Annotated in this window: 22 protein-coding genes and 1 tRNA gene; 12 read left to right on the forward strand and 11 right to left on the reverse strand. The window is 72.0% G+C overall.

Features of this window, described 5'->3' with window-relative positions:
- Positions 1-146: 146 nt before the first annotated feature.
- From thrB to argS, 6 genes are all read right to left on the reverse strand, one after another.
- A complete protein-coding gene (gene thrB, locus ACIPJ2_RS11345) occupies positions 147-1,061 on the reverse strand; it encodes a homoserine kinase (protein WP_402728992.1) in 915 nt (304 codons plus the stop codon).
- Positions 1,062-1,135: 74 nt separating this feature from the next.
- The gene (thrC, locus tag ACIPJ2_RS11350; protein ID WP_402728884.1) at positions 1,136-2,215 is read right to left on the reverse strand and encodes a threonine synthase; all 1,080 of its coding nucleotides are present in this window, start codon (positions 2,213-2,215) and stop codon (positions 1,136-1,138) included.
- Positions 2,216-2,285: 70 nt separating this feature from the next.
- The gene (locus tag ACIPJ2_RS11355; RefSeq protein ID WP_402728885.1) at positions 2,286-3,593 is read right to left on the reverse strand and encodes a homoserine dehydrogenase; all 1,308 of its coding nucleotides are present in this window, start codon (positions 3,591-3,593) and stop codon (positions 2,286-2,288) included.
- Between the two features lie 29 nt (positions 3,594-3,622).
- Positions 3,623-5,047, reverse strand: a complete 1,425-nt coding sequence (gene lysA / locus ACIPJ2_RS11360; RefSeq protein WP_402728886.1) for a diaminopimelate decarboxylase — start codon at positions 5,045-5,047, stop codon at positions 3,623-3,625.
- Between the two features lie 92 nt (positions 5,048-5,139).
- The gene (locus ACIPJ2_RS11365; RefSeq protein WP_281264759.1) at positions 5,140-5,901 is read right to left on the reverse strand and encodes an LmeA family phospholipid-binding protein; all 762 of its coding nucleotides are present in this window, start codon (positions 5,899-5,901) and stop codon (positions 5,140-5,142) included.
- A gap of 172 nt (positions 5,902-6,073) precedes the next feature.
- Positions 6,074-7,738 carry an arginine--tRNA ligase gene (gene argS / locus ACIPJ2_RS11370; protein ID WP_402728887.1) on the reverse strand — a complete coding sequence of 555 codons (1,665 nt, stop codon included), beginning with the start codon at positions 7,736-7,738 and terminating at the stop codon, positions 6,074-6,076.
- A gap of 69 nt (positions 7,739-7,807) precedes the next feature.
- Here argS and ACIPJ2_RS11375 point away from each other — a divergent pair, with 69 nt between their 5' ends.
- Complete coding sequence (locus ACIPJ2_RS11375; protein WP_402728888.1) at positions 7,808-8,416, forward strand: hypothetical protein; 609 nt, start codon at positions 7,808-7,810, stop codon at positions 8,414-8,416.
- A 58-nt stretch (positions 8,417-8,474) separates the two neighbouring features.
- Here ACIPJ2_RS11375 and ACIPJ2_RS11380 read toward each other — a convergent pair whose 3' ends face one another.
- Positions 8,475-9,203 (reverse strand): gamma-glutamyl-gamma-aminobutyrate hydrolase family protein, encoded by a 729-nt coding sequence (locus tag ACIPJ2_RS11380; RefSeq protein ID WP_402728889.1) that lies wholly within the window; start codon positions 9,201-9,203, stop codon positions 8,475-8,477.
- A gap of 91 nt (positions 9,204-9,294) precedes the next feature.
- On the opposite strand from ACIPJ2_RS11380, the gene ACIPJ2_RS11385 reads away from it, so the two are divergent.
- The 4 genes from ACIPJ2_RS11385 (at position 9,295) to ACIPJ2_RS11400 (ending at position 15,835) form a co-directional block, all read left to right on the forward strand.
- Positions 9,295-9,366, forward strand: a tRNA-Arg gene (locus ACIPJ2_RS11385).
- Between the two features lie 132 nt (positions 9,367-9,498).
- Positions 9,499-10,545, forward strand: coding sequence for a Gfo/Idh/MocA family protein (locus ACIPJ2_RS11390; RefSeq protein WP_402728890.1), 1,047 nt, complete (start codon positions 9,499-9,501; stop codon positions 10,543-10,545).
- Between the two features lie 44 nt (positions 10,546-10,589).
- Positions 10,590-14,525: a Pls/PosA family non-ribosomal peptide synthetase gene (locus ACIPJ2_RS11395; RefSeq protein ID WP_402728891.1), complete on the forward strand. Its 3,936-nt coding sequence runs from the start codon at positions 10,590-10,592 to the stop codon at positions 14,523-14,525.
- The gene (locus ACIPJ2_RS11400) at positions 14,522-15,835 is read left to right on the forward strand and encodes a M1 family metallopeptidase (RefSeq protein WP_402728892.1); all 1,314 of its coding nucleotides are present in this window, start codon (positions 14,522-14,524) and stop codon (positions 15,833-15,835) included. The genes ACIPJ2_RS11395 and ACIPJ2_RS11400 overlap by 4 nt, the downstream gene beginning before the upstream one ends.
- On the opposite strand, the gene ACIPJ2_RS11405 is transcribed toward ACIPJ2_RS11400, so the two are convergent.
- Both ACIPJ2_RS11405 and ACIPJ2_RS11410 read right to left on the reverse strand, forming a co-directional pair.
- Positions 15,832-16,416 carry a 4'-phosphopantetheinyl transferase family protein gene (locus ACIPJ2_RS11405; protein WP_402728893.1) on the reverse strand — a complete coding sequence of 195 codons (585 nt, stop codon included), beginning with the start codon at positions 16,414-16,416 and terminating at the stop codon, positions 15,832-15,834. The genes ACIPJ2_RS11400 and ACIPJ2_RS11405 overlap by 4 nt on opposite strands.
- A gap of 108 nt (positions 16,417-16,524) precedes the next feature.
- Complete coding sequence (locus tag ACIPJ2_RS11410) at positions 16,525-16,728, reverse strand: hypothetical protein (RefSeq protein ID WP_144765352.1); 204 nt, start codon at positions 16,726-16,728, stop codon at positions 16,525-16,527.
- A gap of 211 nt (positions 16,729-16,939) precedes the next feature.
- Between ACIPJ2_RS11410 and ACIPJ2_RS11415 the strand changes: the two genes are divergently transcribed.
- From ACIPJ2_RS11415 to ACIPJ2_RS11435, 5 genes are all read left to right on the forward strand, one after another.
- Complete coding sequence (locus ACIPJ2_RS11415; protein WP_402728894.1) at positions 16,940-18,931, forward strand: TPM domain-containing protein; 1,992 nt, start codon at positions 16,940-16,942, stop codon at positions 18,929-18,931.
- A 64-nt stretch (positions 18,932-18,995) separates the two neighbouring features.
- Positions 18,996-19,721 (forward strand): PspA/IM30 family protein, encoded by a 726-nt coding sequence (locus ACIPJ2_RS11420; protein WP_402728895.1) that lies wholly within the window; start codon positions 18,996-18,998, stop codon positions 19,719-19,721.
- Between the two features lie 55 nt (positions 19,722-19,776).
- Positions 19,777-20,598, forward strand: a complete 822-nt coding sequence (locus ACIPJ2_RS11425; protein ID WP_402728896.1) for an arginase family protein — start codon at positions 19,777-19,779, stop codon at positions 20,596-20,598.
- Positions 20,599-20,656: 58 nt separating this feature from the next.
- A complete protein-coding gene (locus ACIPJ2_RS11430) occupies positions 20,657-22,060 on the forward strand; it encodes a dihydrolipoyl dehydrogenase family protein (RefSeq protein WP_402728897.1) in 1,404 nt (467 codons plus the stop codon).
- Between the two features lie 3 nt (positions 22,061-22,063).
- A complete protein-coding gene (locus tag ACIPJ2_RS11435; RefSeq protein WP_402728898.1) occupies positions 22,064-22,420 on the forward strand; it encodes a Fe-S oxidoreductase in 357 nt (118 codons plus the stop codon).
- Positions 22,421-22,708: 288 nt separating this feature from the next.
- On the opposite strand, the gene ACIPJ2_RS11440 is transcribed toward ACIPJ2_RS11435, so the two are convergent.
- Both ACIPJ2_RS11440 and ACIPJ2_RS11445 read right to left on the reverse strand, forming a co-directional pair.
- The gene (locus ACIPJ2_RS11440; RefSeq protein WP_402728899.1) at positions 22,709-23,500 is read right to left on the reverse strand and encodes an ABC transporter ATP-binding protein; all 792 of its coding nucleotides are present in this window, start codon (positions 23,498-23,500) and stop codon (positions 22,709-22,711) included.
- A 20-nt stretch (positions 23,501-23,520) separates the two neighbouring features.
- A complete protein-coding gene (locus ACIPJ2_RS11445; protein WP_402728900.1) occupies positions 23,521-24,381 on the reverse strand; it encodes a siderophore-interacting protein in 861 nt (286 codons plus the stop codon).
- A gap of 98 nt (positions 24,382-24,479) precedes the next feature.
- On the opposite strand from ACIPJ2_RS11445, the gene ACIPJ2_RS11450 reads away from it, so the two are divergent.
- Together ACIPJ2_RS11450 and ACIPJ2_RS11455 are read left to right on the forward strand one after the other, a co-directional pair.
- Positions 24,480-25,421 (forward strand): alpha/beta fold hydrolase, encoded by a 942-nt coding sequence (locus ACIPJ2_RS11450; RefSeq protein WP_402728901.1) that lies wholly within the window; start codon positions 24,480-24,482, stop codon positions 25,419-25,421.
- Between the two features lie 57 nt (positions 25,422-25,478).
- On the forward strand, positions 25,479-26,993 hold the full coding sequence (locus tag ACIPJ2_RS11455; protein ID WP_402728902.1) for an ABC transporter substrate-binding protein: 1,515 nt from the start codon (positions 25,479-25,481) through the stop codon (positions 26,991-26,993).
- Positions 26,994-26,996: the final 3 nt, after the last annotated feature.

The raw sequence follows: 26,996 nt of genomic DNA on the forward strand, positions 1-26,996 counted from the left end.
TTTTTCACCGACTCCCGCACGGAGCGCACTTGCACGGGTGGGCAAGCGCAGTGCATCGGCCGCCGTTCAGACGACGGGCCGGGAATCGGTGATCTGAGGGAGATCACACCTGGGGTCGGAGATTCCCTGCTGACTGTCGAGCCGCGCTAGGGGCGTTCTTCGTGGACCGCCGGGTGCGGCACCACTGTAGCACCACCCAGATCGACGGCCAGCATGAGCGCGCGCCAGGTGGATTCGGCGTGTCGTTCCACCAGCCCGGCGGCGGTGAGACGCTGCGCGGGATCGCTCCCGAGCACCAGCAGGCTCGGCCCGGCACCGGACACGACGGCGGCGAGCCCGTGCTGCCGGAGCAGCCGGATGAGCGCGTCGGTCTCCGGCATCGCGCTCGCCCGGTACGTCTGGTGGAGCCGGTCCTCGGTCGCAGCGAGCAGGAGCTCCGGGCTCTGGATGAGCGCCGCGACGAGGAGTGCCGAGCGGGACACGTTGAACGCGGCGTCGGCGTGCGGCACGCTGGCCGGCTGCAGGGACCGCGCGAGCTTGGTCGACAGCGTCGAGGTCGGCACGAAGACCACCGGCGAGACGCCGCGGTGCACCAGGAGTCGCTTGTACGCGGGGCCCTCTGCGGTCATCCACGCGATGGTGAGCCCGCCGAAGAGCGCCGGCGCGACGTTGTCCGGGTGCCCCTCCATCTCCGTCGCGAGGGTCAGCAGGGTCGACGCGTCCAGGTCGACGATGCCCTCGAGCAGTCCCCTGGCCGCCATCAGCCCGGCGACGATCGCGGCGGCGGAGGACCCCATGCCGCGGCCGTGCGGGATCGCGTTCACCGCGTGCAGCTCGAGCCCCGGCTGCTCGACGCCCGCGTGCTCGAGACCACGCCGGATCGCACGGACCACGAGGTTCGTGTCGTCGGTCGCGACCTCGCCAGCACCGACACCGTCGACCGTGACGGTCGCACCCGGCTCGGGCCGCACACGGACCTCGACCTCGTCGTACAGGGACAGCGCGAGGCCGAGCGAGTCGAACCCCGGGCCGAGGTTGGCGGAGGTCGCCGGTACCCGCACGCGGACCGCCCGTCCGGCCGGTACAGCGTTGCGGGCGGTGACGCCCCCGTCCGGCCCGGACGAGCGGTCGGTGCTCACTGCGCGCCGGCCAGTCCGAGCACGTCCGCGATCGCCGCGGTGTCGACCGGGACGCTCGTCGGCGTCACGTCGCTGCCGTCCTCGGTGCGGAGGGCCCACTGCGGGTCCTTCAGGCCGTGGCCCGTCACCGTGATGACGACCGTTGCGCCCTTCGGGATCTGCCCGGCGTCGGCGCGCTCGAGGAGTCCCGCGACACCGATGGCCGATGCGGGTTCGACGAAGACGCCGACCTCGGCCGACAGGATGCGGTGTGCGGCGAGGATGCCGGCGTCGGTGATCGCACCGAAGTAGCCGTCCGTCTCCTCACGCGCTTCGAGAGCGAACTTCCACGAAGCGGGGTTGCCGATGCGGATCGCCGACGCGACCGTCTCGGGGTGCTCGACGACGGCGCCGTTGACGATCGGCGCCGAGCCGGCAGCCTGGAAGCCGAACATGCGCGGCATCTTGGTCGAACGACCGGCGGCCACGTCCTCGCGGTAGCCGCGGGAGTACGCCGTGTAGTTGCCGGCGTTGCCGACCGGCAGGAAGTGGAAGTCCGGCGCGTCACCGAGGACGTCGACGACCTCGAACGCGGCGGTCTTCTGCCCCTCGATGCGGTCGTTGTTCACGGAGTTGACGAGGTGCACCGGGTAGTTCGCGGCGAGGTCGCGCGCGATGTCGAGGCAGTCGTCGAAGTTGCCCTGGACCTGCAGCAGCTGGGCGTCGTGGGCGACGGCCTGGCTGAGCTTGCCCATCGCGATCTTGCCCTCGGGGACGAGCACGGCGGCGGTGATGCCCGCGTGCGTCGCGTACGCGGCGGCCGAGGCGCTCGTGTTGCCGGTCGATGCACAGATGACGGCCTTCGCGCCGTGCTCGACGGCCTTCGAGATCGCCATCGTCATGCCGCGGTCCTTGAACGAGCCCGTCGGGTTCATGCCCTCGAACTTCACGTAGACGTCCGCGCCGGTGCGCTCAGACAGCCGACGCGCCGGGATGAGCGGCGTGCCGCCCTCCCCCAGCGTGATGACGGGCGTCGCCTCGGTCACGTCGAGACGGTCGGCGTACTCGCGCAGGACTCCCTGCCACTGGTGGGCCATCAGGGTTCTCTCTCTGTCTGGTGCTTCGGGGCTGGTGGAACGGGGGCGGTGCTGGTCGGGACGGTGCTGCTCAGGCGCCGACGACGCGGAGCACGCTGGCGACGTCGGTCACGGTCGCCTCGCCACGGAGGGCTGCGACGGTGTCGGCGAGGTCGGACTCGCGTGCTTCGTGCGTGCCGATCACGAGGGTGGCGGTGCCGCCCTCGCCGTGCGCGCTGGACTGCTCGACGGTCTCGACGCTCACGCCGTGCTTCGCGAGCACGCCCGCGACGGTCGACAGCACGCCGGGGGCGTCCGTCACGTGCAGGGTGATCTGGTAGCTCGTCCGGACGGTGCCGATCGGGAAGACCGGCAGCGCGGACTGCGTCGACTCGGCGACGCCGGGGCCGCCGATCACGTGCCGACGAGCAGCGGAGACCAGGTCGCCGAGGACCGCGGAGGCGGTCTCGACACCACCGGCACCTGCGCCGTAGAACATCAGGTCGCCGGCGGCTTCTGCCTCGACGAAGACGGCGTTCTTCGCGCCGTGGACGCTCGCGAGCGGGTGGGTGTCCGGGACGAGCGCCGGGTACACGCGGGCGCTGACGCCTTCGCGACCGTTCTCGTCCGTCAGGCGTTCGCACGTCGCGAGGATCTTCACGACGTAGCCGGCCTTGCGCGCGGCACGGACCTGCTCGATGGTCACCGAGGTGATGCCCTCGCGGTGCACGGCGGCGAGCGGCACCGAGGTGTGGAACGCGAGCGACGCCAGGATCGCGGCCTTCTGCGCGGCGTCGTACCCCTCGATGTCGGCGGTCGGGTCGGCCTCGGCGTACCCGAGCTCCGTCGCGGTCGCGAGGGCGTCCTCGAACGTGGCGCCTTCGCGGTCCATCAGGTCGAGGATGAAGTTCGTGGTGCCGTTGACGATGCCCATGATCCGCTCGATGCGGTCCCCCGCGAGCGAGTCGTGCAACGGGCGGATGATCGGGATCGCCCCGGCGACGGCGGCTTCGTAGTAGAGCTGCGCGCCGACCTGCTCCGCCGCGGCGAAGAGCTCGGGGCCGTGCGTCGCGAGGAGCGCCTTGTTGCCCGTCACGACGTCGGCACCGGACTGCAGCGCCTGCAGCACGAGGGTACGTGCCGGCTCGATGCCGCCGATGAGCTCGACGACGATGTCCGCGCCGAGGATCAGCGAACCGGCGTCCGTGGTGAAGAGCTCCCGCGGGAGGTCGACGTCGCGCTGGGCGTCGACGTCACGGACGGCGATGCCCACGAGTTCCAGGCCGGCGCCGGCGCGCGAGGCGAGCTCGTCGCCGTGCTCGAGGAGGAGTCGCGCGACCTGCGAGCCGACCGAGCCGGCTCCGAGCAGCGCGACGCGGACGTTGCGGTATTCGATCATGTGGTGCGTGTCTCCGGGATCTCGGGGGCTCACCGCGCGGCACCGGCTGCGGCCGCGGGCGACACCCCGGTGTCGCGGGCGAGGAGGTCGTCGACCGTCTCACCACGGACGAGGATACGGGCTCGGCCGTCGGCGACCGCCACGACCGGCGGGCGACCGACGTGGTTGTAGTTGCTCGCGAGGCTCCAGCAGTAGGCACCGGTCGCCGCGACCGCCAGCAGGTCGCCGCGGTGGACGTCCCCGGGGAGGTACTCGTCGTGGACGACGATGTCCCCGCTCTCGCAGTGCTTGCCGACGACGCGGGTGAGCACCGCATCGGCGTCGGAGGTGCGGGCGAGGCGCGCGGTGTACTCGGCGCCGTACAGGGCGGGACGCGCGTTGTCGCTCATGCCGCCGTCCACCGACACGTAGGTGCGCGTCGCCTGGTCGTGCCCGTCGGAGGTCTCGAGCGTCACGGGCTTGATCGTGCCGACACGGTAGAGCGTGAGCCCCGCCGGCCCGACGATGTACCGCCCTGGCTCCACGGCGATCTCCGGAACGGGGATGCCGCGCTCGGCGCAGGCATCCGCCACGATCGTCGCGAGGGCGTCCGCCACGTCTTCTGGTTCGAACGCCGAGTCCGCCTCGGTGTAGTCGATGCCCCACCCGCCGCCGAGGTTGAGCTCCGGCACCGGACCGGACTGCACGAGCGTCGCGTGCACGTCCATCAGACGACGAGCGGCTTCACGGAAACCGGACTCGTCGAAGATCTGCGAACCGATGTGCGAGTGCAGCCCGACGAACGCCAGGGACGGCAGGGATCGGATCGTCTCCGCGGCGGCGACCGCCTCGGTCAACGGGATGCCGAACTTCTGGTCTTCCCGAGCCGTCGCGAGGTACTCGTGCGTCGAGGCGTGCACCCCGCTGTTGATCCGGATGCGGACACGCTGGACGACCCCGGCGGCCGCTGCGGCGTCCGCGACCCGCTGCACTTCTTCGTGGCTGTCGAGCACGATCGTGCCGACACCGACCTGGACCGCGCGGGCGATCTCGGCGTCCGACTTGTCGTTGCCGTGGAACCCGAGCCGACCGGGGTCGACCCCGCCGGCCAGGGCGACCGCGAGCTCTCCCCCGGTGCACACGTCGACGCGGAGGTCTGCTTCGGCCATCCACGCGGCGACCTGGGTCGTGAGGAACGCCTTGCCCGCGTAGTAGACGTGCGCCGTCGTGCCGATGCGACCGAACGCCTCGGCGAAGGCGTCGCGCACCCGGACCGCGCGGGACTGCACGTCGCGCTCGTCGACCACGTAGAGCGGCGTGCCGTACTCGGCCACCAGGTCGTCGGCGGACACGCCGCCGACCGCGAGCGAGCCGTCGTCCGTCCTGGTCGCGGAGGCGGGCCAGATCCGCGCGGTCAGCGCGGAGGCGTCCGTCGGGAACCGCAGCCGCGGCGGGGCAAGTGGGTTCTCGCTCACGGGACCCGATCCTACCGAGCCGGGACGGGCCTCCCGGCCTGCGTTACGCCGCTGTGGACAAAACCGCTGTGGACGAAACCGCTGTGGAGCTGTCAGCACGTTCCGGTGGTCTGGAGACCCTGCTCGCTCAGCGGGAGCTCGTCCGCCGTGACGCGCACCGTCGCGTGCGCCGCCGTCACGTCGAGCGACCGGACCCGCAGCGACTCGGGGAGGAACTGCGCCGTGCACACCGACACGGGCGTGTTCGTCACCCCGGGGATGTCGTCAACCTTGAGGTCGAGTGCCGAGTTCGTGATCCTGACCGTCTTCGGGGTGATCGTGATGCCCTTGCCGTCGCTCTGGGCGACGACGGAACCGCGGGCCTCGTACGAGATGTCGTAGCCGAGCACCGCGGTCGTGCCGGACAGCTGCACGCCGCCGTCGACGAGCGACATCCGGTCGAACAGGGGGCTGTACTTCGACAGGTCCTTCACGCTCGACGCCGCGAGCGTCACGGTGCCGTCCACGTCGTGCACGGCTCCTGCGCCGTCGATCGGCACGTCGTGCGCCGTGACGTCGGCGGCGAGCGGGACGCCGTCGACCGTGATCTTCTCCGACGAGATCTCGACCTCGTCGAGGGAGCCGCCGATCAGCTGCGGGATGAGGACGCCGTTCGCGTGGGCGTCGACCGTCCCCTCGGTCCCGGCAGGCAGGGACTGCTCCACCTGCTGCGCGATCATCCGGTCCACGACGCCGCGGAGCACGAACTCGGCGATGACGACGAGCGCGGCGAGCACGACCACGATGCCGATCACGACGATCGTCAGGGTGCGGCCGCGGCGGCGCCGCTTCGGGGTGTCGGTTGCGGTGGACATGCGTCCCACCTTGCCAGCCTCCCCCGGCAGCCCGCCTGGAGGCTCGGCGCGGGTCCGGCGCGTGGCGCGGTCGCCGGTTGCGCCCGCTGACGAACATCGCGCCCCGTCGTGACGGGGCGCGATGTTCGTGGTGGGGTGCGGCGCCGACGCCAGCGCGGCCGGCGCGCGGAGACTACATGCGCTCGGGGGCGCCCACGCCGAGGAGCCCGAGGCCGTTGCGCACGACCTGGCCCGTCGCGTCGTTCAGCCAGAGCCGCGTGCGGTGCAGGTCGGTCACGTCCTCGTCCCCGAGCGGCGTCACCCGGCAGGCGTCGTACCAGCGGTGGTAGAGGCCGGCGAGCTGCTCGATGTACCGCGCGATGCGGTGCGGCTCCCGGAGCTCGGCGGCCTGCCGGACCACGCGCGGGTACTCGGCGAGGGCCCCGAGGAGCGCACCCTCGGTGTCGTGCGTGAGGAGCGACGCGTCGAACGCCGAACGGTCGACACCCGAGGCCGCGGCGTTCCGCGCGACGGACTGCGTGCGGGCGTGGGCGTACTGCACGTAGAACACCGGGTTGTCGTTGGTGCGCTTGGTCAGCAGGTCGAGGTCGATGTCGATCGCGGTGTCGATCGCGAACCGCACGAGCGCGTACCGGCCCGCGTCGACACCGACTGCCTCGACGAGGTCCTCCATCGAGACGATCGTGCCGTTGCGCTTCGACATCCGGAACGGCTGGCCGTCCTTCAGCAGGTTGACCATCTGGCCGATGAGGATCTCGAGGTTCTTGCCCGGCTCGTCACCGAACGCGGCGCACATCGCCATCATGCGGCCGACGTAGCCGTGGTGGTCCGCGCCGAGCATGATGAGGTTCCGCTCGAACCCGCGCTCGCGCTTGTCGAGGTAGTACGCCAGGTCGCCGGCGATGTACGCGGGCTCCCCGTCGGACTTGATGACGACACGGTCCCGGTCGTCGCCGAAGTCGGTCGTGCGGAGCCACTGGGCGCCGTCGGCCTCGTACATCTGGCCCTGCTCCTGGAGGCGCTCGATGGCGCGCTCGACGGCCTTCGACTCGTGCAACGAGTTCTCGTGGAAGTAGACGTCGAAGTCGACGCCGAACTCGTGGAGCGACTGCTTGATGTCGGCGAACATGAAGTCCACGCCCTCACGGCGGAACATCTCCTGCGCCTCGTCGCGGGGGATGTCGCGGACGTCCCCGTCGAAGGTGGCGAGCACGCGGGCCGCGATCTCGGCGATGTACGCGCCGCCGTAGCCGTCCTCCGGTGCCGGTTCCCCGAGCGCCGACGCGACGAGCGACCGGGCGAACCGGTCGATCTGGCTGCCGTGGTCGTTGAAGTAGTACTCGCGGGTGACGAGGCCGCCCTGCGCCTGGAAGACCCGGGCGAGGCTGTCGCCGACCGCCGCCCAGCGGACACCGCCCATGTGGATCGGTCCGGTCGGGTTCGCGGACACGAACTCCAGGTCGATGCGCACACCGTCGTACAGGTCGCCGTGCCCGAAGGACTCGCCGGACTCCACGATGGTGCGGGCGATCTCGCCGGCCGCCGCAGCCTCGAGCGTGATGTTGATGAAGCCGGGGCCCGCGACGTCCACCGAGGCGACACCGTCGAGCTCGGTCAGCTCGCCGGCGATCTCGGTCGCGAGCTCCCGCGGGTTGGTGCCGAGGCGCTTCGCGAGCTGCATCGCGGCGTTCGACGCCCAGTCGCCGTGCGCCCGGTTCTTGGGGCGCTCGAGGGCGACGTGCGACTCCTCGACGGTCACGGTGTCGGACGCGCCTCGGCGCTCGACGATCCCGGTCAGGATCGACAGGTACGCGGCGGAGAGTTCGGCAGGAGTCACGGCGCACGAGTCTACCGGGCGAGCGACGACCCACCGGTCGCACCCGGCGACGTGCAGCATCATGTCCGCATGACCACCCGACGATCCGCCCGGGCGATCAGCGTCGCCGCGCTCGCCGTCCCCGCAGCCCTCGTGCTCGCCGCCTGCTCCGGCGGCGACTCCGGCGGGTCCCCCACGCGGACCCCGACGACGGCTCCGAGTGCGAGCGCCACGGCCGCCCCGATCGGCAAGCGCATCAGTCAGACGTGCGCTGAGCTCGTGCCGGACACCACCTTCGCCGTGTACGGGAAGCAGTTCGAACTCGACGCGTCCGCGACCCCGGAGAAGGGATCGGCAGCGGCGAAGATCGCGCAGCAGCGCGGCCGCGTCTGCGTCTTCCACGAGGTGACGGACGAGTCCATGACGATCACGCTGGCCGTCGCGGACCTGCCTGAGAAGTCGCTCACGAACCTCAAGGACGCACTCTACGAACGCGGCGGGTCGGTGCCGACCTACCGCGTGGAGGGGTACTTCGCCCTGACCGACGACGTCGGCCGTGCCGACGCGTTCGCCGACCCGTACTGGATCACCACGTCCTCGACGCTGTTCACCGAGCCGGGTTCCGCCCAGCCGGTCGTCGATGCCGTCCGCCAGGCCCTCGCGCCGGCCGCCTCCTCGACCGCGACTCCGGCAGGCTGACGCGGGTCGGACCGACTGGAGGCGCGGTGCCGGACCGCCACGAGCCTCCCGTCGGTCGTCAGTCGCGTGACGGCAGCATCGCGACCAGCAGGTCGCGGAGCGCGGTGCCACGGGCACCGGAGTCCTCCGGGTGCCACTGCACCGCCCAGAGCGGCGCAGTCTCGTGCTCGACCGCCTCGACCGTGCCGTCCGGCGCGGTGGCGACCACGCGGAGTCCGTCGCCGACCCGCCCGACCGCCTGGTGGTGCGACGACCGCACGTCGAGCTCCTCGAATCCGAGCACCGACGCGAGCCGACTGCCCGCCGCCACCGACACCCGGTGGTCGACCATGCTCTCCGCGGGGTCCCCCGGCGCCACGTGCCCGCCGTGCTCGAGGTGCTGGACCAGGTCGCCACCCAACGCCACGTTGATCACCTGCATGCCACGGCAGATGCCGAGCGTCGGCAGCCCGTCCGTGACCGCCGCACGGACCGCCTCGATCTGCGCGAGGTCGGCGACGGCGAAGTGCTGCCCGCGCCCCTCGTAGTCCTCGGGGCCGCCGTAGTGCGCCGGGGCGACGTCCTCGCCGCCCATCACGAGCACGCCGTCGGCGTCCGCCAGCGCCCGCCGCAGTCCAGCGGGCCCGAGCTGCTCGGCAGCCACCCGACGCGGCTCCCACCCCGCGGCGCGGGCGACCTCGACGGCACGACCGGTGAGCGTCGTGAGGGCGTCGTGGAACGCGGGATCGTGTCGGTCGGCGTCGCTGACGTCGACCACGGCGAGGACGGGACGCGCTCCTGGCTGCATGGGACGATCTTGGCGGAAGTCGGGCACGCCCGGGCTGCAGCCGGTGGTCCCGGGGCGGGGTCGGGACCTGCTACGGTTGTTCCCACCCAGGGCCCCCATAGCTCAGGGGATAGAGCACTGCCCTCCGGAGGCAGGGGCGGAGGTTCGAATCCTCCTGGGGGCACAGTGACATTCCCGCGCAAGCTGTCGTCCTCGCTGCGCTCGGTCGGCAGCGCGCGACATCGCGGCAGGCCGCGACCGTTCCCCCGTGGTCACCTCCGGGGCGGAACGCACCAGTCCCGGTAGCGTGCGGTGCATGTTCTCGTTTCCGGTGCACACCGCTGAGCCGCTCCGAGGCGGGCCGACACTCCGCTGGGGTGTGATCGGGCCCGGCAAGATCGCGCACGACTTCACGAGCACCCTGCACGCGAACTCCGACCAGCGCGTCGTCGCCGTCGGGTCACGCTCCCCCGAACGCGCCGCCGCCTTCGCCGCCCGACACGGGGTCGACGGCGTGCACGGCTCCTACGAGACACTCGTCGCCGACCCCGCGGTCGACGTCGTCTACGTCGCCTCTCCACACCCGCAGCACCTCGGACACGCACTCCTCGCGATCGCCGCCGGCAAGCACGTCCTCGTCGAGAAGCCGATGACGACCTCGGCCGCGGACACCAGACGCCTCGCCGACGCGGCCCGCGGCGCCGGGGTGCTCGCGATGGAGGCGATGTGGACCAGGTACCTCCCTGGAACCACCGTCATCGCACAGCTCATCGCGGACGGTGTCCTCGGCGACGTCCACCTGGCGACCGTCGACGTCGGCTGGCCGCACGAGCCGGACCCGGCAGACCGGATGTTCGACCCGGAGGCCGGCGGAGGCGCGCTCCTCGACGCCGGCGTCTACGGCCACTGGTTCGCCCGCTTCGCCACCGGTGCCCCGGTGACCAGCCGGACGACGGGGGCGGTCTCGGATCGCGGGGTGGACCTCCAGTCCGTCACCGTGTCGACGGCCACCGGCGGCGCGCAGTCCGTGGTGACCACGTCGATGACGGCGTGGACGCCCGGTCTCGCCGTCGTCGCGGGCACCGAGGCGACCGTTCGGTACACCGACCACTTCGTCTTCCCCGCGTCGTTCGTGCTGCACCACGCGGCCGGTGAGGACCGGTGGTCCGAACCGACCGGGCTCCGCGGCAGGCAGGGTCTGGCGTGGCAGGCGGCAGCGCTCGCGCGGTACGTCGCGGACGGCCGGACGGAGTCGCCGCTGCACGGGCTCGACGACTCGATCGGACTCGCGACGGCGCTCGACGAGGCCAGGATCGCCCTCGGCGTCCGGGGTGTTTCCGAGCACGACACCTCGGCCCCCTAGGATCACCGGCCGGTCGACCAGTCCACGACCGGGAAGAGGACGCGATGCCCATCGTCACCGGGAACCCGCAGCGGGAACTCGCCCGCGGCGACCTCGCCGCCGATCCGCGTATGCTGCTCGACGTCCTCACCGCGACCGCGGACGCGCACCCGGAGGCCCTCGCGCTCGAGGACCCGGACGGGACGATCGACTACCGGACGCTCGTGTCGCTGGTGCGCGAGCGAGCGGACGACCTCGCGGCTCGCGGTGTCCGGCGGGGCGACCGGGTGGGCATTCGCATCCCGTCCGGCGGCCGTGACCTGTACCTGTCCATCCTCGCGGTGCTCGCTGCCGGCGCGGCGTACGTGCCCGTGGACGCGGACGACCCCGAGGAGCGCGCGACGCTCGTGTTCGGCGAGGCCGGCGTCGTCGGCGTGATCGGAGCGGGCGGGGTGCTGCGCACCCGCGACGGCGCCGCGATCCCGGTCGGCGACGACGGGGACAAGTCGCCGACGGCGGCTCCGACCGTCGACGACGACGCATGGATCATCTTCACGTCTGGCTCCACCGGCGTCCCGAAGGGCGTCGCGGTCACCCACCGTTCCGCGGCGGCCTTCGTCGACGCCGAGGCGCGGATCTTCCTGCAGCGCGCACCGATCGGACCGGGGGACCGCGTGCTCGCCGGGCTGAGCGTGGCGTTCGACGCGTCCTGCGAGGAGATGTGGCTCGCGTGGGGGCACGGCGCGTGCCTGGTGCCGGCGCCCCGCTCCCTCGTCCGGACCGGCGTGGACCTGGGTCCGTGGCTCATCGTGCACGGCATCACCGTCGTGTCCACCGTCCCGACCCTCGCGGCACTCTGGCCGGACGACGCCCTCGAGCAGGTCCGTCTGGTGATCTTCGGCGGCGAGGCATGCCCGCCGGAGCTCGCCGCCCGCATCGCCTCCAGGGACCGCGAGGTCTGGAACACCTACGGTCCGACCGAGGCCACCGTCGTCGCCTGCGGCTCCCTGATGGACGGGTCGGCACCGATCCGCATCGGCCTGCCCCTCGACGGCTGGGACCTCGCCGTCGTGGACCCGGCGGGCGCCAGGGTCGCGCCGGGCGAGGTCGGCGAACTCGTCATCGGCGGCGTCGGACTCGGCCGGTACCTCGATCCGGCGAAGGACGCCGAGAAGTACGCGCCGTTCCCGTCGCTCGGGTGGGAGCGCGCGTACCGGAGCGGCGACCTGGTCCGGTACGACCAGGAGGGTCTCGTGTTCCAGGGTCGTGCGGACGACCAGGTGAAGCTCGGCGGCCGCCGCATCGAACTCGGCGAGATCGACGCCGCACTGCAGGCCCTCGACGACGTCGCGGGCGGTGCCGCCGTCGTGCAGCGGACCCCGGCGGGCAACCAGGTCCTCGTCGGGTACGTCGCCCCCGTCGCCGGTGCGACGATCGACACCGCAGCAGCGAATGCCAGGCTCCGCGAGGAACTGCCTGCGGCCCTCGTCCCGTTCCTCGCCGTCGTCGACTCCCTGCCCACCCGGACGTCCGGCAAGGTCGACCGTGCCGCGCTCCCCTGGCCGTTGACCGGTCCCGCCGGCGGCGACACCGCGGTGCTCCCGCCGACGGTCGCCTGGATCGCCGAGCGCTGGACCGCGATCCTCGGCGTGCCCGTCACCGGCGAGGACGACGACTTCTTCGCCCACGGCGGCGGGTCCCTGACGGCCGCGCAGCTCGTGTCCGCGATCCGTGAGCGCTACCCGACGACGACCGTGGCCGACGTGTACGACCACCCGCGGATCGGGGCGTTGGCCGATGCGCTCGACGCATCGGGACCGGTCGCCGCCGCGTCGCGCGACGTCCGTCCGACACCGCCGGCGACGGGGCTGGCCCTGACGCTCCTCGGCCTCCCGGTGCAGCTGCTCCGCGGCCTGCGGGTCCTGACGTGGACGGCGCTCGTCGCCGGGGTGCTGCACGTCACCACGCTGCCGTTCCTGCCGGCGCTGCCGGTCCCGGTGCTGGTGCTCGCACTGCTCGTGTTCGTCACCCCGATCGGGAAGATGGCGCTCACCGTCGCCCTGGTCCGGCTGGTGCTGCTCGGCGTCCGACCGGGAGACCACCCGCGCGGCGGATCGGTACACGTCCGGGTCTGGCTCGCGGAACGGATCGCCGAGGCCGTCGACGGCCCGTCCACCGCCGGCGCCCCGTGGATCAGCTACTACGCCAGGGCCCTCGGTGCGACGATCGGCCGCGACGTCGACCTGCACACGCTGCCGCCGGTCACCGGCATGCTCACGATCGGCAAGCGTGCGTCGATCGAGCCCGAGGTCGACCTCGCTGGCCACTGGGTCGACGGCGACGTGTTCCGACTCGGGCGCGTCCAGGTCGGCGCGGACGCGGTCGTGCACAGCCGGACGACGCTCATGCCTGGTGCAGCGGTCGGCGCGGGTGCCGAGATCGAGGCCGGCTCCGCCGTCGCCGGGCAGGTCCCGGACGGGGAACGCTGGGCGGGATCGCCGGCGGAACGCGTCGGCTCGGCCAGGCACGACCGGGAGGCCCGTCCCCCGGCCCGACGTCGATGGCTCGTCGCGTACGGGGCCGGGTCGGTGGCCGTGGCCGGTCTGCCGGTGATCGGCGTCGCCGTCGGCCTGTTGGTCGCCGTCGCGATCGTCGGCGGCGCCACGTCGCTCGGCGCCGCCGTGCTGCACGCCCTCGCCGTGGTCCCCCTCGCGACGATCGTGGCCGGCGCCGTGTACGCCGGGCTCGTCGTGGCGGTCGTCCGGCTGCTCGGGATCGCCCTGCACGAGGGCAGGCACCCCGTCCGCTCCCGGATCGGCTGGCAGGCGTGGTGCACCGAGCGGGTCCTCGACGCGGCACGGACGCTGCTGTTCCCCCTGTACGCGAGCCTGGTGACGCCGCCGTGGCTCCGGCTCCTCGGTGCCAGGGTCGGTCGCAACACCGAGATCTCCACGGTGCTCCTCCTGCCCTCCCTCACGCAGATCGCATCCGGTGCGTTCCTCGCCGACGACACCATGGTCGCCACGTACGAGCTCGGCGGTGGCCGGGTCACCATCGGGAAGTCCAAGGTCGGGCGTCGCGCGTTCCTCGGCAACAGCGGCATGACCGGCGCCGGGCGCAACGTCCCGCGCGAGGCGCTCGTCGCGGTGCTCTCCGCCGTGCCGAAGAAGGCCAAGCGCGGGTCGTCGTGGCTCGGCTCCCCGCCGGTCCGGCTCCGACGTGCCGCGACGACGTTCGACGAGGAGCGCACCTTCCGTCCGCCGGCGCGCCTCCGTGTCGCCCGCGGCTGCTGGGAGGTGCTGCGGGTGCTCGCACCGATGGTCTCCGCGGCGATCGCGCTCGGTGTCGGCGCCTCCCTCGTCGCGCTGTGGTCGGCCGTCGGGATCGGGTGGACGGTCCTCCTCGCCGCGCCCGTCCTGATCGTCGCCGGGGCCGTTGCCGCGATCGTGTCGACGATCGCGAAGTGGGCGTTCGTCGGGCGGATCACCGCCACGGAACACCCGCTCTGGTCGTCCTTCGTGTGGCGGAACGAGGTGCAGGACACGTTCGTGGAGACCGTCGCACGGCCGTGGTTCGCCGAGCAGGCGACGGGGACGCCGGCGTTGGCCGCGTGGCTCAGGAGCCTCGGCGCGACGATCGGGCGGGGCACCTGGCTGGAGACGTACTGGCTGCCGGAGGCCGACCTCGTCACGATCGGTGCCGGGGCGACCATCGCGCGCGGCACCGTCGTGCAGACGCACCTGTTCCACGACCGCGTCATGCAGCTCGACGAGGTCCGCGTCGACGCCGGCGGCACCCTCGGGCCGCACAGCGTCGTCCTGCCCGCCGCCGGGATCGGCCCGGGAGCCACCGTCGCACCGGCGTCCCTGGTGATGCGCGGCGAGCAGGTCCCTGGCGGCACCCGCTGGGCAGGGAACCCCATCGCCCCGTGGGAGGACTCCCCCGGGGACTCCGCCTGGGATGGGCCGTCCGCCCGCGTGGCAGACTCGACGGCACCGTGAAGCCGACGAACGCAGCCGACCCGTACACCCCGCACAGTGGAGACCGTCGTTGGCGTGCCGACCACTACGACCTCCGGCTCGACTACCGCGTCGCGACGAACCGCCTCGACGGCACCGCGACGATCACCGCGACCGCGCTCGAGGACCTGGACAAGGTCGTCGTCGACCTGCACGGGCTGTCGGTCGATCGGGTCGACATCGACGGGCAGCGTGCGCGGAAGACGACCACCGCCGTCCATAAGAGCACGGTGACGCCGGCGACCCCGATCACGTCGGGCACCGAGTTCACCGTGCACGTCCGGTACCGCGGCACCCCACGACCGCTCCGGAGCCCGTGGGGCCAGATCGGCTGGGAGGAACTGACCGACGGTGTCATCGTCGCCGCCCAGCCCACCGGTGCGCCGTCGTGGTTCCCGTGCAACGACCGACCGGACGACAAGGCCACCTACCGCTTCGAGATCACGTGCGAGACCGGGTACGACGTCGTCGCGAACGGCGAGCTGCTCGGCAAGGAGCGCACCGGTCGCGGCACCAGGTGGACGTACGCGACGACCGACCCGATGGCCACCTACCTGGCGACCGTGCAGATCGGGCGCTACCGGACGCACGCGATCCGCGGTGCCGACGTCCCCGTGACGCTGCACCACCCGGCCGACCTGGCCGCTGCGGCGAAGTCCGACTTCGGGCAGGTGCCCGACATGCTCGCGCTCTACGCCGACCGGTTCGGGCCCTACCCGTTCCCCGCGTACGGCGTGGTCGTGACCGACGACGAGCTCGAGATCCCGCTCGAGGCCCACGGGCTGGCGGTCTTCGGCCGGAACCACGTCGACGGTGAGCACGGTACCGATCGACTCATCGCCCACGAACTCGCGCACCAGTGGTTCGGCAACTCTGTGACGCTCGGACGGTGGCGGGACATCTGGCTGCACGAGGGCTTCGCCTGCTACGCGGAGTGGCTCTGGTCCGAGCACCGCGGCGGTGACGACGCCGATCGGCTGGCCGACGAGCACCGCGCCGGACTGCTCGACCAGCCGGAGGACCTCGTCGTCGCGGACCCCGGGCCGAAGGACATGTTCGACGACCGGGTCTACAAGCGCGGCGCACTCGCACTGCACGCACTGCGTCGGACCATCGGCGACGACGCGTTCTTCGACGGGCTGCGCACGATCACCGAGCGACACCGCCACGGCACCGTCGCGCCGTCCGACGTGCTGGACGCATTCGCGACGGCGTCCGACCGATCGGTGACGGCGATCGACGCCGTCGTCGCACCGTGGATCGACGACCCGGGCGTCCCGGAACTCCCCTAGCGGCGGTCCTCGAGTTCCAGCGGCACCCCGTCCGCTGCGACGGCGAGCACGAGGTCCTCCTCGAGGCGCACGAGGGATACCGGATGCGCCACCCCCTCGAGGGCGGCCGACCCGGTCGTCACGTCGACGTCGACCGCGCCGGGGTCGACGCGAATGCCCCTGCCGTCGCGCTTCAGGACGGCTTCCTTGCCGGCCCAGCACGCCGCGAGGAGCGCCGCATCGCCCGCAGACCGCGCGCGCTCCCCCGCCGTGAACGCGTCGAGGGGCGCGGCGGCCACCCGTCCGACGCGCTCCACGTCGACGCCGAGCGCTGCAGGACCGACCGCGAGTGCGAGGGCACCGTCCGTCCGCGACAGGCTCACGCCGATCCGGGTGTGCGCTGCCCAGCCCTCCACCGCGGCCCACGGCCGCCCGTGCGCGGTGCTGCCGCAGTGCGCGCACCGGCGCCCGCCGCGAACCGTCGTGGGGTCCGCTCCGGTGACCTCCGCGACGAACGCGAGCAGGGCCTCCCGGTCGGCCGTCCGCGTCACGCCGGGCGCGCTGACGCGCACCGACACGGTCTGGAGGCCCGGATCACCCACACACGCACCATACGACCGCGCGTGCCGACGTCCTGCGAACACAGCGAGACACCGCCGGATGCGGCGGTGTCTCGGAGGTCGTGCGGTGTCTCGGTGAGTCCGCGGTGATCAGGCGTGCGTCAGTGCGATGAGCGCGACGTTCATCGTCGAGTACAGCCCCTCGGATCGGGTGGCCTGGCGCACGCGTCCACGGAGCACCTCGTAGCGGCCGTCGTGCTCGCGCACGAAACCGATCACCCCACTGGCGGGCGTCGAGACGCGGTGGAAGCCGTCCTCGAGCGGGACTACCTCGGTGCTGGTCGTTCGTTCCATCGTCGACCCCTTTCGTCGTCGAAACGGTCACCGCGGATACTACCCCGATCGGGGGACAGACGGTGTCCCCCGTGAGTGTTCTCCACAGGTGCGACGCTTCCCGGACGAGGGCTGCGCTGCCTGGATAGACTCCGGGCGACGGCGCCCTTCCGCGGCGTTCCGGGGATGCACCGGGACGGTCGGGACGGTGCCGCCGACGGACGGAGGACGGATGCGAGCGGTCCAGGGCGGATCGAGCAGGATCGGGTCGATCACGGGCAGGGGGACGTCCAGGCGCTGGGCAGCGCGACTCGCTGCGGCGACGATCACCGCCCTGCTGGTGCTCGCGCCGGCGACCGCGGCTCGGGCGACCGCGCCGGTCGGCCTCGATGGCGCGTACGTCCTCGACGACGCCGATGCGCTGACGTCGTCGCAGCAGTCCGACGTCGAGCAGGCGGTCCAGGACCTCTACTCGGAGACGAAGACGCAGCTCTACGTCGTGTTCGTGCCGGAGTTCACGGATCCGACCGACCACGGCGCCTGGGGCGACGCGGTGATGAGCAAGAACCAGATCCAGAACGACAGCATCCTGCTCTCGATCGCGGTGGACGAGCGCAACTACGACGTCCAGCAGACCAACGAGACCTCCATCAGCTCCGGCGACGTCGAGTCAGCCGTCAACGACGACCTGCTCCCCAAGCTCAAGGCGGACGACTGGGCAGGGGCCGCCACCGCCTTCGCGAACGGACTCGCCCAGACGCAGCAGCCGCCGAACCTCACGTGGCTCTGGATCCTGCTGCTCGTCGTGGTGGTCGCGATCGTCGTCATCGTGCTCGTGATCCGGACGCGGAACAAGCGGAAGACCGCCGCCGCGACCAAGGCGCAGCAGGCGTCCCTGGCGGACCTCGAGCGCACAGCGGGTGCCGCGCTCGTGACCATCGACGACGAGCTCCGGACCGCTGAACAAGAGGTCGGCTTCGCGACGGCCCAGTTCGGCCCCGACGCCGCGAAGCCCTTCGCCGACGCCGTCGCCACCGCGCAGAAGAACGTCCGCAAGGCGTTCACGTTCCAGCAGCAGCTCGACGACGAGATCCCGGACTCCCCCCAGCAGCGAGCCGACTGGTCGAACCAGATCATCGCGATCTGCGAGCAGGCCCATGCCGCGATCGAGGAACAGACCGACTCGTTCGACAAGCTCCGATCGCTGGAAGACGGCGTCGAGGCGGCAGCAGTGTCCCTCGGCGAGGCGGTCCGCGCGGCCCCGGCGACGGTGGCCGAGGCGGCTGCATCGCTCGAACGGATCAGGAGCACCTACAGCGGCCGCACGCTCGCGACCGTCGCCGACAGTGTCGACCAGGCGCGTCAGGTCCTCGAGTACGCGACCGAACGATCGCAGGCAGCAGACGCCGCCATCGCGAACGGTGACAAGGGCCAAGCCGTCGTCGCCGTCCGGGACGCCCAACACGCGCTCGCACAGGTGCAGCAGCTCAGCGCGTCGGCGACCGGCGCAGAGGCGTCGTTCCGCGAAGCGACCGCTCGGGTGGACGCGATGCGCCTCGACATCGAGGGCGACGTCGCGGCGGCCCGCGCCATGAAGACCGGCGGACCAGACCTCGCGTCGGCCGTCGTCACGGCGGAGACCGTCCTGCGAGAACGCCTCGACCCGAAGGACCCGATCGCCGCCGTCGACGCGCTGACGCAGGCGAACACCGCCATCGACGCCGCGCTCGCCTCGGCCCGCGGTGCCGAGGAGCAGAACCAGCGCGCGATGCAGGCGCTCGACGCGGCGCTCCGCGACGCCCGGACCAGGATCAGTCAGGCGCGCGAGTTCATCTCGCTCCGTCGTGGTGGCGTCGGCCCGACGGCACGGACCCGCCTGTCCGAGGCGGAACGGGCACTCGACGACGCGGTCCAGCTCGCCACCACCGACCCGCAGCGGGCGCTGCAGGCGGCCCGTGCCGCCGAGCAGTACGCGGCGGCGGCGATGGACGAAGCCGGCAACGACATGGGCGGGTGGCCCGGCGCAGGCGGCGGTGGTGGCGGGAACGGCGCCCAGCTCGGCGGCCTCGTCACCGGCATCATCCTCGGCGGGCTCCTCGGTGGCCGCGGCGGCAGCTACGGCGGCGGGTCGTTCGGCGGGGGCGGTTTCGGCGGCGGAGGCGGGGGCTTCGGCGGCGGCGGAGGCGGAGGCGGCGGAGGCTTCTCGGGCGGAGGTCGCTTCTGAGCTGATCCGCTGAGTCGCACCACCTCGCACGGCACAACCACCATCCCAAGAAGGGGAAACAGCAATGGCAAAGCAGTCGATCTTCGGTCGCATCTCCACGCTCGTCCGGGCGAACATCAACCAGCTCATCGACAACGCGGAAGACCCGCAGTTGATGCTCGACCAGCTCGTGCGCGACTACACGAACAACATCGCGGACGCCAAGAGCGCGGTCGCCCAGACCATCGGCAATCTCCGCCTGCTCGAACAGGACAACGAGGAAGACGTCAAGGCCGCGCAGGAGTGGGGCCAGAAGGCGCTCAACGCATCGGCAGCGGCGGACAAGTACCGCGCAGCGGGCAAGACCGAGGACGCCGACAAGTTCGACAACCTCGCGAAGATCGCGATCGGCAAGCAGATCGCCGCCGAGCAAGAGGTCAAGGACAACGCCTCCCCGCTGGCCACCCAGAACGAGCAGGTCGAGAAGCTCAAGACCGGCATCACGAACATGGAGCAGAAGCTCGAGCAGCTGAAGTCCAAGCGCGACAGCCTGGTGGCGCGTTCGAAGACGGCCGAAGCCCAGTCGAAGGTCAACGACGCGATCGGCAACATCGACATCACCGACCCGACGAGCGACCTCAACCGCTTCGAGGAGAAGGTCCGGCGCGAAGAGGCGAAGGTCATCGGTCAGCAGGAACTCCAGTCGTCCAGCCTGGACTCGCAGTTCGAGAGCCTCGAGGACGTCGGCAAGGACGCCGAGGTCGAGGCGCGTCTCGCCGCGCTGAAGTCCGGCGGCTCGTCGACGCTCTGAGCTGAACCGGCCACGCACTGCGGACGACGCCGGACCCGCCTGACAGACTGAGGAGATGCAGTTCCTCGTCGTCGGTCAGTGGCAGGGTTCGGCGTCGTCGCGTGCGATGCGCCTCGGCGACGGTGCCGCAGCCATAGCAGCCGATCTCCCCCGCACCGCGACCACCGTCGTCGACGTCCCGACCGGGGCCGGCGACCGACTCGAGACCGCGCTCGCTCGCTACACCTCCGTGCTCCACGTCGCGGAGCGCGTGGCGGAGGAGACCGCGATCGCATCCGAACCGGTGCTCGTCATCGGTGGCGACGGGTCGAGCGCACTCGGTGGCAGCGTCGCCCTCGAGCCAGGCACCGCATTCGTCCGGATCTCGGGGTCGAGCGGCTACCGGGCGCTGAACCGTGCCCAGCCGATCGCCGCAGAGACCGCCGCGCTCCGGATCCTGGTCGACCGTCCGACCGAGCTCTTCCCGTCGCTGCCGACCGTCCCTCCCGCGTCCGTTGTGCTCGCCGGCACGCGGGGCATCGACGAGGCCGAGGCGAACGCCGTCACCAGGGCGGGCATCGCGCACCTGGACGTCGACGCGGCCACTCCCGACGCGATCGCCGCCGCGGTCGAGGCGACCGGTGCCGACTCGGTCTACGTGCACGTCGACCTCGACGTCCTCGACCCGTCCGAACTCGACGGGCTCCTGGAACCCGTTCCGTTCGGCATCGACGGTGCGGCGCTCGTCGAGCGGATCCAGGCCGCCACGCGCGGACGCCGGCTGGCCGGTGCGGCGCTCACCGGCTTCGCGCCGGTCGACCCGGACCGTGCCGTGGACGACATGGGCGTCATCCTGCGGGCCGTCGGTGCCCTGAGTGCGGCCGCCCGGGTGGTGTAGCCCGGGGGACGACCCGCACTCGGTCCGGTTCCATGCCGCTCCGCGTACGCTCGGCCGCATGACGGACTACGACCTCATCGTGATCGGCGCCGGCGCTGTCGGCGAGAACGTGGCGGACTACGCCCACAAGCGCGGCCTCTCGGTCGCGATCGTGGAGGCGGAACTCGTGGGCGGTGAGTGTTCGTACTGGGCGTGCATGCCCTCGAAGGCGCTCCTGCGCAGTGGCCACGCGCTCGCGGCGGCGAAGCGGCTCGCCGGTTCGGCAGAGGCGGTCACGGGCTCGCTCGACGCCGCGGCGGTCCTCGCACGACGCACCTCCTTCACGAGCGACTGGAAGGACGACGGGCAGGTCTCCTGGCTGGAGTCCGCCGGCATCGACCTCGTCCGCGGCCACGCCCGCATCACCGGCCCGAAGACCATCGAGGTCGACGGCACCACCCACACCGCCCGTGCGGCCGTCGCCGTCGTCACCGGCTCGCTGCACGCGCTGCCGGACGTCCCAGGTCTCGCGGACGCGAAGCCGTGGGGCACCCGGGAGGGCACGAGCGCCCGGTCGGTGCCGGAGAGCCTCCTGGTGATCGGTGGCGGCGTCGCCGGCACCGAGCTCGCGACCGCGTGGGCGTCCCTCGGCGCGAAGGTCACCCTCGTCGCTCGCCACGGGCTGCTCGGTGGGATGGAGCCCTTCGCCGGGGAACTCGTCGCCGACGCCATGCGCGAGTCCGGGATCGACGTCCGCACGGGCGTGAACCCGACGCGCGTCGACCGTGACGAGCACGGACTGGTCACCACGACCCTCGACGACGGCACCACGGTCATCACCAGCGAGGTCCTCGCGGCCACCGGGCGCACGCCGCACACCGCCGACCTCGGGCTCGAGTCCGTCGGGCTCACCGCGGGTGACTGGCTCGACGTCGACGACACGATGCTCGTGACGGGGACGGACTGGCTGTACGCCGTGGGCGACGTCAACCACCGCGTGCTCCTCACCCACCAGGGCAAGTACCAGGCGCGTGCCGCCGGCGAGGCGATCGCCGCGCGGTACCAGGGCACGCCGCTGCACACCGAGCCGTGGGGCGCGCACGTCGCCACCGCCGACCACGCCGCGGCTCCGCAGGTGACCTTCACGGACCCGGAGGTCGCGAGCGTCGGCCTGACCGAGGCGAAAGCGAAGCAGCAGGGGCTGAACGTCCGCGCCGTCGAGTACGAGCTCGGGAACATCGCGGGCGCTGCCCTGCAGGCGGACGGGTACACGGGTCGCGCGAACATGGTCGTCGACGAGGACCGCGGGGTCGTCGTCGGCATGACCTTCGTCGGCCAGGACGTCGCGGAGATGCTGCAGGCCGCGACGATCGCGGTCGTCGGAGAGGTCCCGCTCGACCGCCTGTGGCACGCCGTCCCCGCGTACCCGACGATGAACGAGATCTGGTTGCGCCTCCTCGAGACCTACGGCCGCCCGGAGTAGCGGATGCGCAACCCGCTGCTCGACTCCCCCGTGTCGTGGGCGGGCTGGGCGTTCGCGACACTCGTCGGGTTGTCGATCGGCGTGCCGCTGTCGACCGGCCCGATCCGCCGCGTCGACGGGCTGATCGTGTGCTCTGGGCTGCCGCGGTGGGTGTTCCGGCGCGGCGGCACGTGCGTCGGGTCGGTGTACCTCACCAGGGACAACGACGGCGACCGGGTGCTCCGGCACGAACGCGTCCACGTGTCGCAGTGGCGCCGGTACGGCATGCTCATGCCGTTCCTGTACGCGATCGCCGGCCGCGATCCCCTGCGCAACCGCTTCGAGATCGAGGCGGGCCTGGAGGACGGCGGCTACCGCTAGTCCCTCCGCGCCCGCGCCCGCCCGCGCCTGCGAGTGCCCGCGAGTGGTCGTGACTCGCCGCTCGCGTTCGTCGAGCGGCCACGAACTGTCGCCCGCCCGGCTGTACGACGACGATCTTCGGCCACTCGCCGAAGCTGAGCGGGGTGTTGTGGCCAGTCGGGGCACACGTGGACACACCCCGCCGTGCATCTCGACGCGGACGCGGCGGGACCGCGGCGGGACCGGGGCGAACGTGGGGGGACCGCGGCGGGAACGGGGCGAACGCGGCGGGACCGCGCGCAGCGCGCCTCAGCGCGGGCGGCGCGGGACCACGAGGGGCGTCCCCGTCTCGGGGTCGGGGACGACCACGCACGGCAGCCCGAACACGTCCTCGACGAGGTCCGCCGTCAGGACCGACGCCGGCGGACCGGACGCGACGATCGACCCCGCCCGCATCGCGATCACGTGCGTGGCGTACCGCGCGGCCTGGTTGAGGTCGTGCAGCACCGCGACGACGGTCCGACCGGCCGCGTGCAACGTCGACGCGAGCTCGAGCACGTCGTACTGGTGCGCGATGTCGAGGAACGTCGTGGGTTCGTCGAGCAGGACGATGTCGGTCTCCTGCGCGAGCACCATGGCGATCCACACCCGCTGCCGCTGCCCACCGGAGAGCTCTCCGACCGCCCGGTCGGCGAGGGACACCGTGTCCGTCTGTTCGAGGGCCCGCTGCACGGCGATGCGGTCGGAGCCGGACGTCGGGTGCAACAGGTCCTGGTGTGGGAAGCGTCCGCGGGACACGAGGTCGCGGACGGTGATCCCGTCGGGGGCGATCGGGGTCTGCGGCAGCATCCCCACGCGGCGCGCGACGGCCTTCGGGCGGAACGACGAGATGGGTGCGCCGTCGAGGTAGACCGTGCCGGCGGTCGGCTTGAGCGTCCGCGCGAGCGACTTCAGCAGCGTGGACTTCCCACACGCGTTCGGTCCGACGATGACGGTCAGCTCACCGTCAGGGATGTCGACGTCGAGTCCGTCCACGACGACCCGGTCGTCGTAGGCGAGTGTCAGGCCCCTGGCGCCCAGCGCCGTGGCCGGAGCAGCCACCGCCGACGGAGCCGCGGCGCTCAGTTCTCGGCCTTGCCGTGCCGCCAGTACCCCATGAACGCGACCTGCTTGCGGTCGAGCCCGACGCCACGCACGAGGTGCCGCCGGAGCTCCTTGATGCACCCGGCTTCCCCGGCGATCCAGGCGTAGAGCTGCGAGTCGGTCACGGGCGGGATGTCCCAGAGGACCTGCTGGTCGACGTCCACGTCCACCAGCTCGTCCGAGGAGGAACAGGCACCACCGGCCACCGCCGTCGACGCCCACGCGTGCACCTGGTCCGTCATCCGCACGCCGTGGGATGCGCCGTTCCGGGCGATCCAGCGGACCTCGACCCCGGCGGGCGCGGTGACCGGCAGCCGGTCCGCATCGGTCGGCACCTCGATGAAGACGTGTCCGACGGTGCTGACGTCGAGGGCTTCGAGGATCGCGCAGATGGCCGGAGCGGCGGTCTCGTCGCCAGCGAGCAGGATCCGGTTCGCGGAACCGGGCGCGAACTCGGCAGCACCCGTCGGCAGCTCCGCCGGTGACGACGGCACCGCGGGCCCGACGATCCGGAGCTCGTCGCCGACCCGGCACGACGACACCCAGCGCGACGCGGGACCGGCGTCACCGTGGGCGACGAAGTCGATGTCGAGCTCGTGGGCGTCCGGGCGGAACGAGCGCACCGTGTAGGTGCGGAGCGGGTTCCGCGCCTCGTCGGGCAGTGCACGCCAGGCCGCGTACCAGTCCTCGCCGTCGGGCAGGTCCGTGAACCCGAGCCCGGGGATCGGCAGGACGACCTTGATCCGCTGGTCGAGCCCGACCGAGGAGAACGCGCCGAGCTCGTCACCGGTCAGCGTCACCCGGACGAAGTGCGGGGTGAGGGAGGTGACGGCTGCCACGCGGACTGAGAAGACACGGTACCGGGCTGCCACGATTCGAGTATGGCATGCCTTACCTAACGACTCCAGGGCCGCGACCACCTGCGAGACTGACGCTCGTGCCCGATTCCGACGACGAATTCCGCGACCTGGCCGACCTCGCTCGCGCGAGCGGCGTGGCGGAGCCGCTCCGCGCCTCCCGGCAGGAGATCCGGACCCCGACGGGAGGCGCCGTCTCCGCGATCCGGTGGCAGGATCCGGCGGTGCCGGGCCAGGAGGCTCGGATCACCTACCTGCACGGGCTCGGGATCGACGCCCACAGTTTCGACCAGACGGCGATCGCCGTCGGCCAGCCGGCCGTGGCCCTCGACCTCCCAGGGCACGGCCGGTCGGCATGGCGGGACGACGCCGACTACGCGGCGTCCGCGACCGCACCCACCGTCCTCGCCGCGATGGACGCGCTCGACGTGCTGCCGGGGGTCCTCGTCGGGCACTCCCTCGGTGCGATCCTCGCGGCGCGCCTCGCCGCCACCGCTCCGGAACGCGTCACCGGACTCGTGCTCGTCGACATGTCCCCGGACTTCGCCCAGCGCGCCGTGGACCGGATCGCGCGGGCGCTGGAGTCGGAACCGCCGTTCACGTCCCTCGACGAGGTCGTCGACCGGGCGATCGAGGCCCGCGTCGGTGACGACCGCGAGGTGCTCCTCCGCGAGGCCCGGCACACCACCCGGCTCGGTCAGGACGGCACGCTCGTCCGACGGCACCACTTCCCACACCTGCCGGAGGGACGGACCTCGTCGGTGGGTCGGTTCGCGGACGCCTGGCCCGACCTGGAGTCGCTCGACGTGCCGATCCTGCTCGTCCGCGGCGACCGGGGCTACGTGTCCCCGAAGCTGGTGACCACGTTCGCAGAACGACTCCCCGACGCGACGATCGTCACGGTCGAGGCACGGCACGCGGTGCAGACGCAGGCACCGCTCGAGCTCGCGGCGGCGATCCGGGAATGGGCGGCTCGTAACGGTTTGTTGCACGGGATCGAAGAAACCCCCGCGCGCCGGTAGCCTCTTCCGAGCGCGCGCGACGACCGTCGTTCCAGCGCCGGAAGGAACCCACAACCCATGAGCTTCTCCCTCCCCCGCAGCAGCCGCCGTCGCACCGCGATGGTCGCGACTGCCGTGGCGCTCGTCACCGGCATCGCGCTGGCGGGCTGCGCCGGATCGTCGAACGAGACCGGCGGCACCGACGCCACGGTCCGGGTCGGCCTGGTCCTCGAGCCGACGAGCCTCGACATCCGCACCCAGTCGGGCGCTGCGCTCGACCAGGTCCTCATCGACAACGTGTACCAGGGCCTCGTCGGGCGCACGGCCGACGGTGACGTCCGCGACGTGCTCGCGTCGAAGCACGAGGTGTCGAGCGACGGCCTGACGTACACGTTCACGCTCCGCAAGGGCACCACCTTCCAGGACGGCAAGCCCGTCACCGCGGACGACGTCGTCTGGTCGCTGCAGCAGGTCAAGGACAACGCGTCGTACGTCGACTCGGCGAAGCTCGCGAACGTCTCGTCGATCGCGTCACCCTCGGCGGACACCGTCGTCCTGAAGCTGTCGAAGCCGGACTCCGACCTGCTCTGGAACCTCACCGGGCGCTCGGGCCTCGTGCTGGAGAAGGCGGCGAAGAACGACCGCTCCGACACCGCGAACGGCACCGGACCGTACGAGGTCGCGAGCTGGAAGCAGGGTGACTCCCTGACGTTCGAGCGGAACGCGGACTACTGGGGCACGAAGGCGAAGGTCGCGAAGATCGTCTTCCGGTACATCACGCAGCCCTCGACGGCCGTGAACGCGATGGCGAACGGGGACCTCGACGTGCAGACCGCCGTCGACGGCACGCTGAAGAGCCAGCTGCAGAACTCCTCGGACATCACGCTCCACACGGGCAAGACGACCGACAAGTACACGCTCGCGTTCAACGACCAGGCCGCGCCGTTCACCGACAAGCGGGTGCGCCAGGCGATCCGGCAGGCGATCGACTCGAAGGCGATCATCAAGGCCATCGGTGGCACGGGCGTCGAGCAGGGCGGCCCGATCCCCCAGCTGGACCCGGGCTACGAGGACCTGACGGACATCGATGCGTTCGACCCGTCGAACGCGAAGAAGCTGCTGGCCGAGGCCGGCTCGCCGAAGCTCGACCTCACGCTGACCTACGCGAACATCTACCCGTCGACCATCGGCGACGTGCTGAAGTCCCAGCTCGCCGACGTGGGGATCACCCTGACGGTCAAGCGCGTCGACTTCGCCACCTGGCTCTCGCAGGTCTTCGAGAAGAAGGACTTCCAGCTCTCGATGGTCGACCACGTCGAGGCCCGTGACTTCGGCAACTGGGCGAACCCGGACTACTACTTCGGGTACGACAACGCCGAGGTGCAGCAGCTCTACGCAGACTCGGTCGCGGCGACCAGCGCGGACGAGAAGGCGGCCGACCTGAAGAAGGCAGCGAAGATCGTCAGCGAGGACGCGGCCGGCGAGTGGCTGTACACGTCGACGTCGATCACGGCCGTCCGGAAGGGCGTCACCGGGGTGCCCTTCGACGGCACGAACTCCCGCTTCGACCTCTCGAAGCTCGCGGTGAAGTGAGCA

It is taken from the genome of Curtobacterium sp. NPDC090217 (assembly GCF_044746705.1).
GTDB lineage: Bacteria > Actinomycetota > Actinomycetes > Actinomycetales > Microbacteriaceae > Curtobacterium.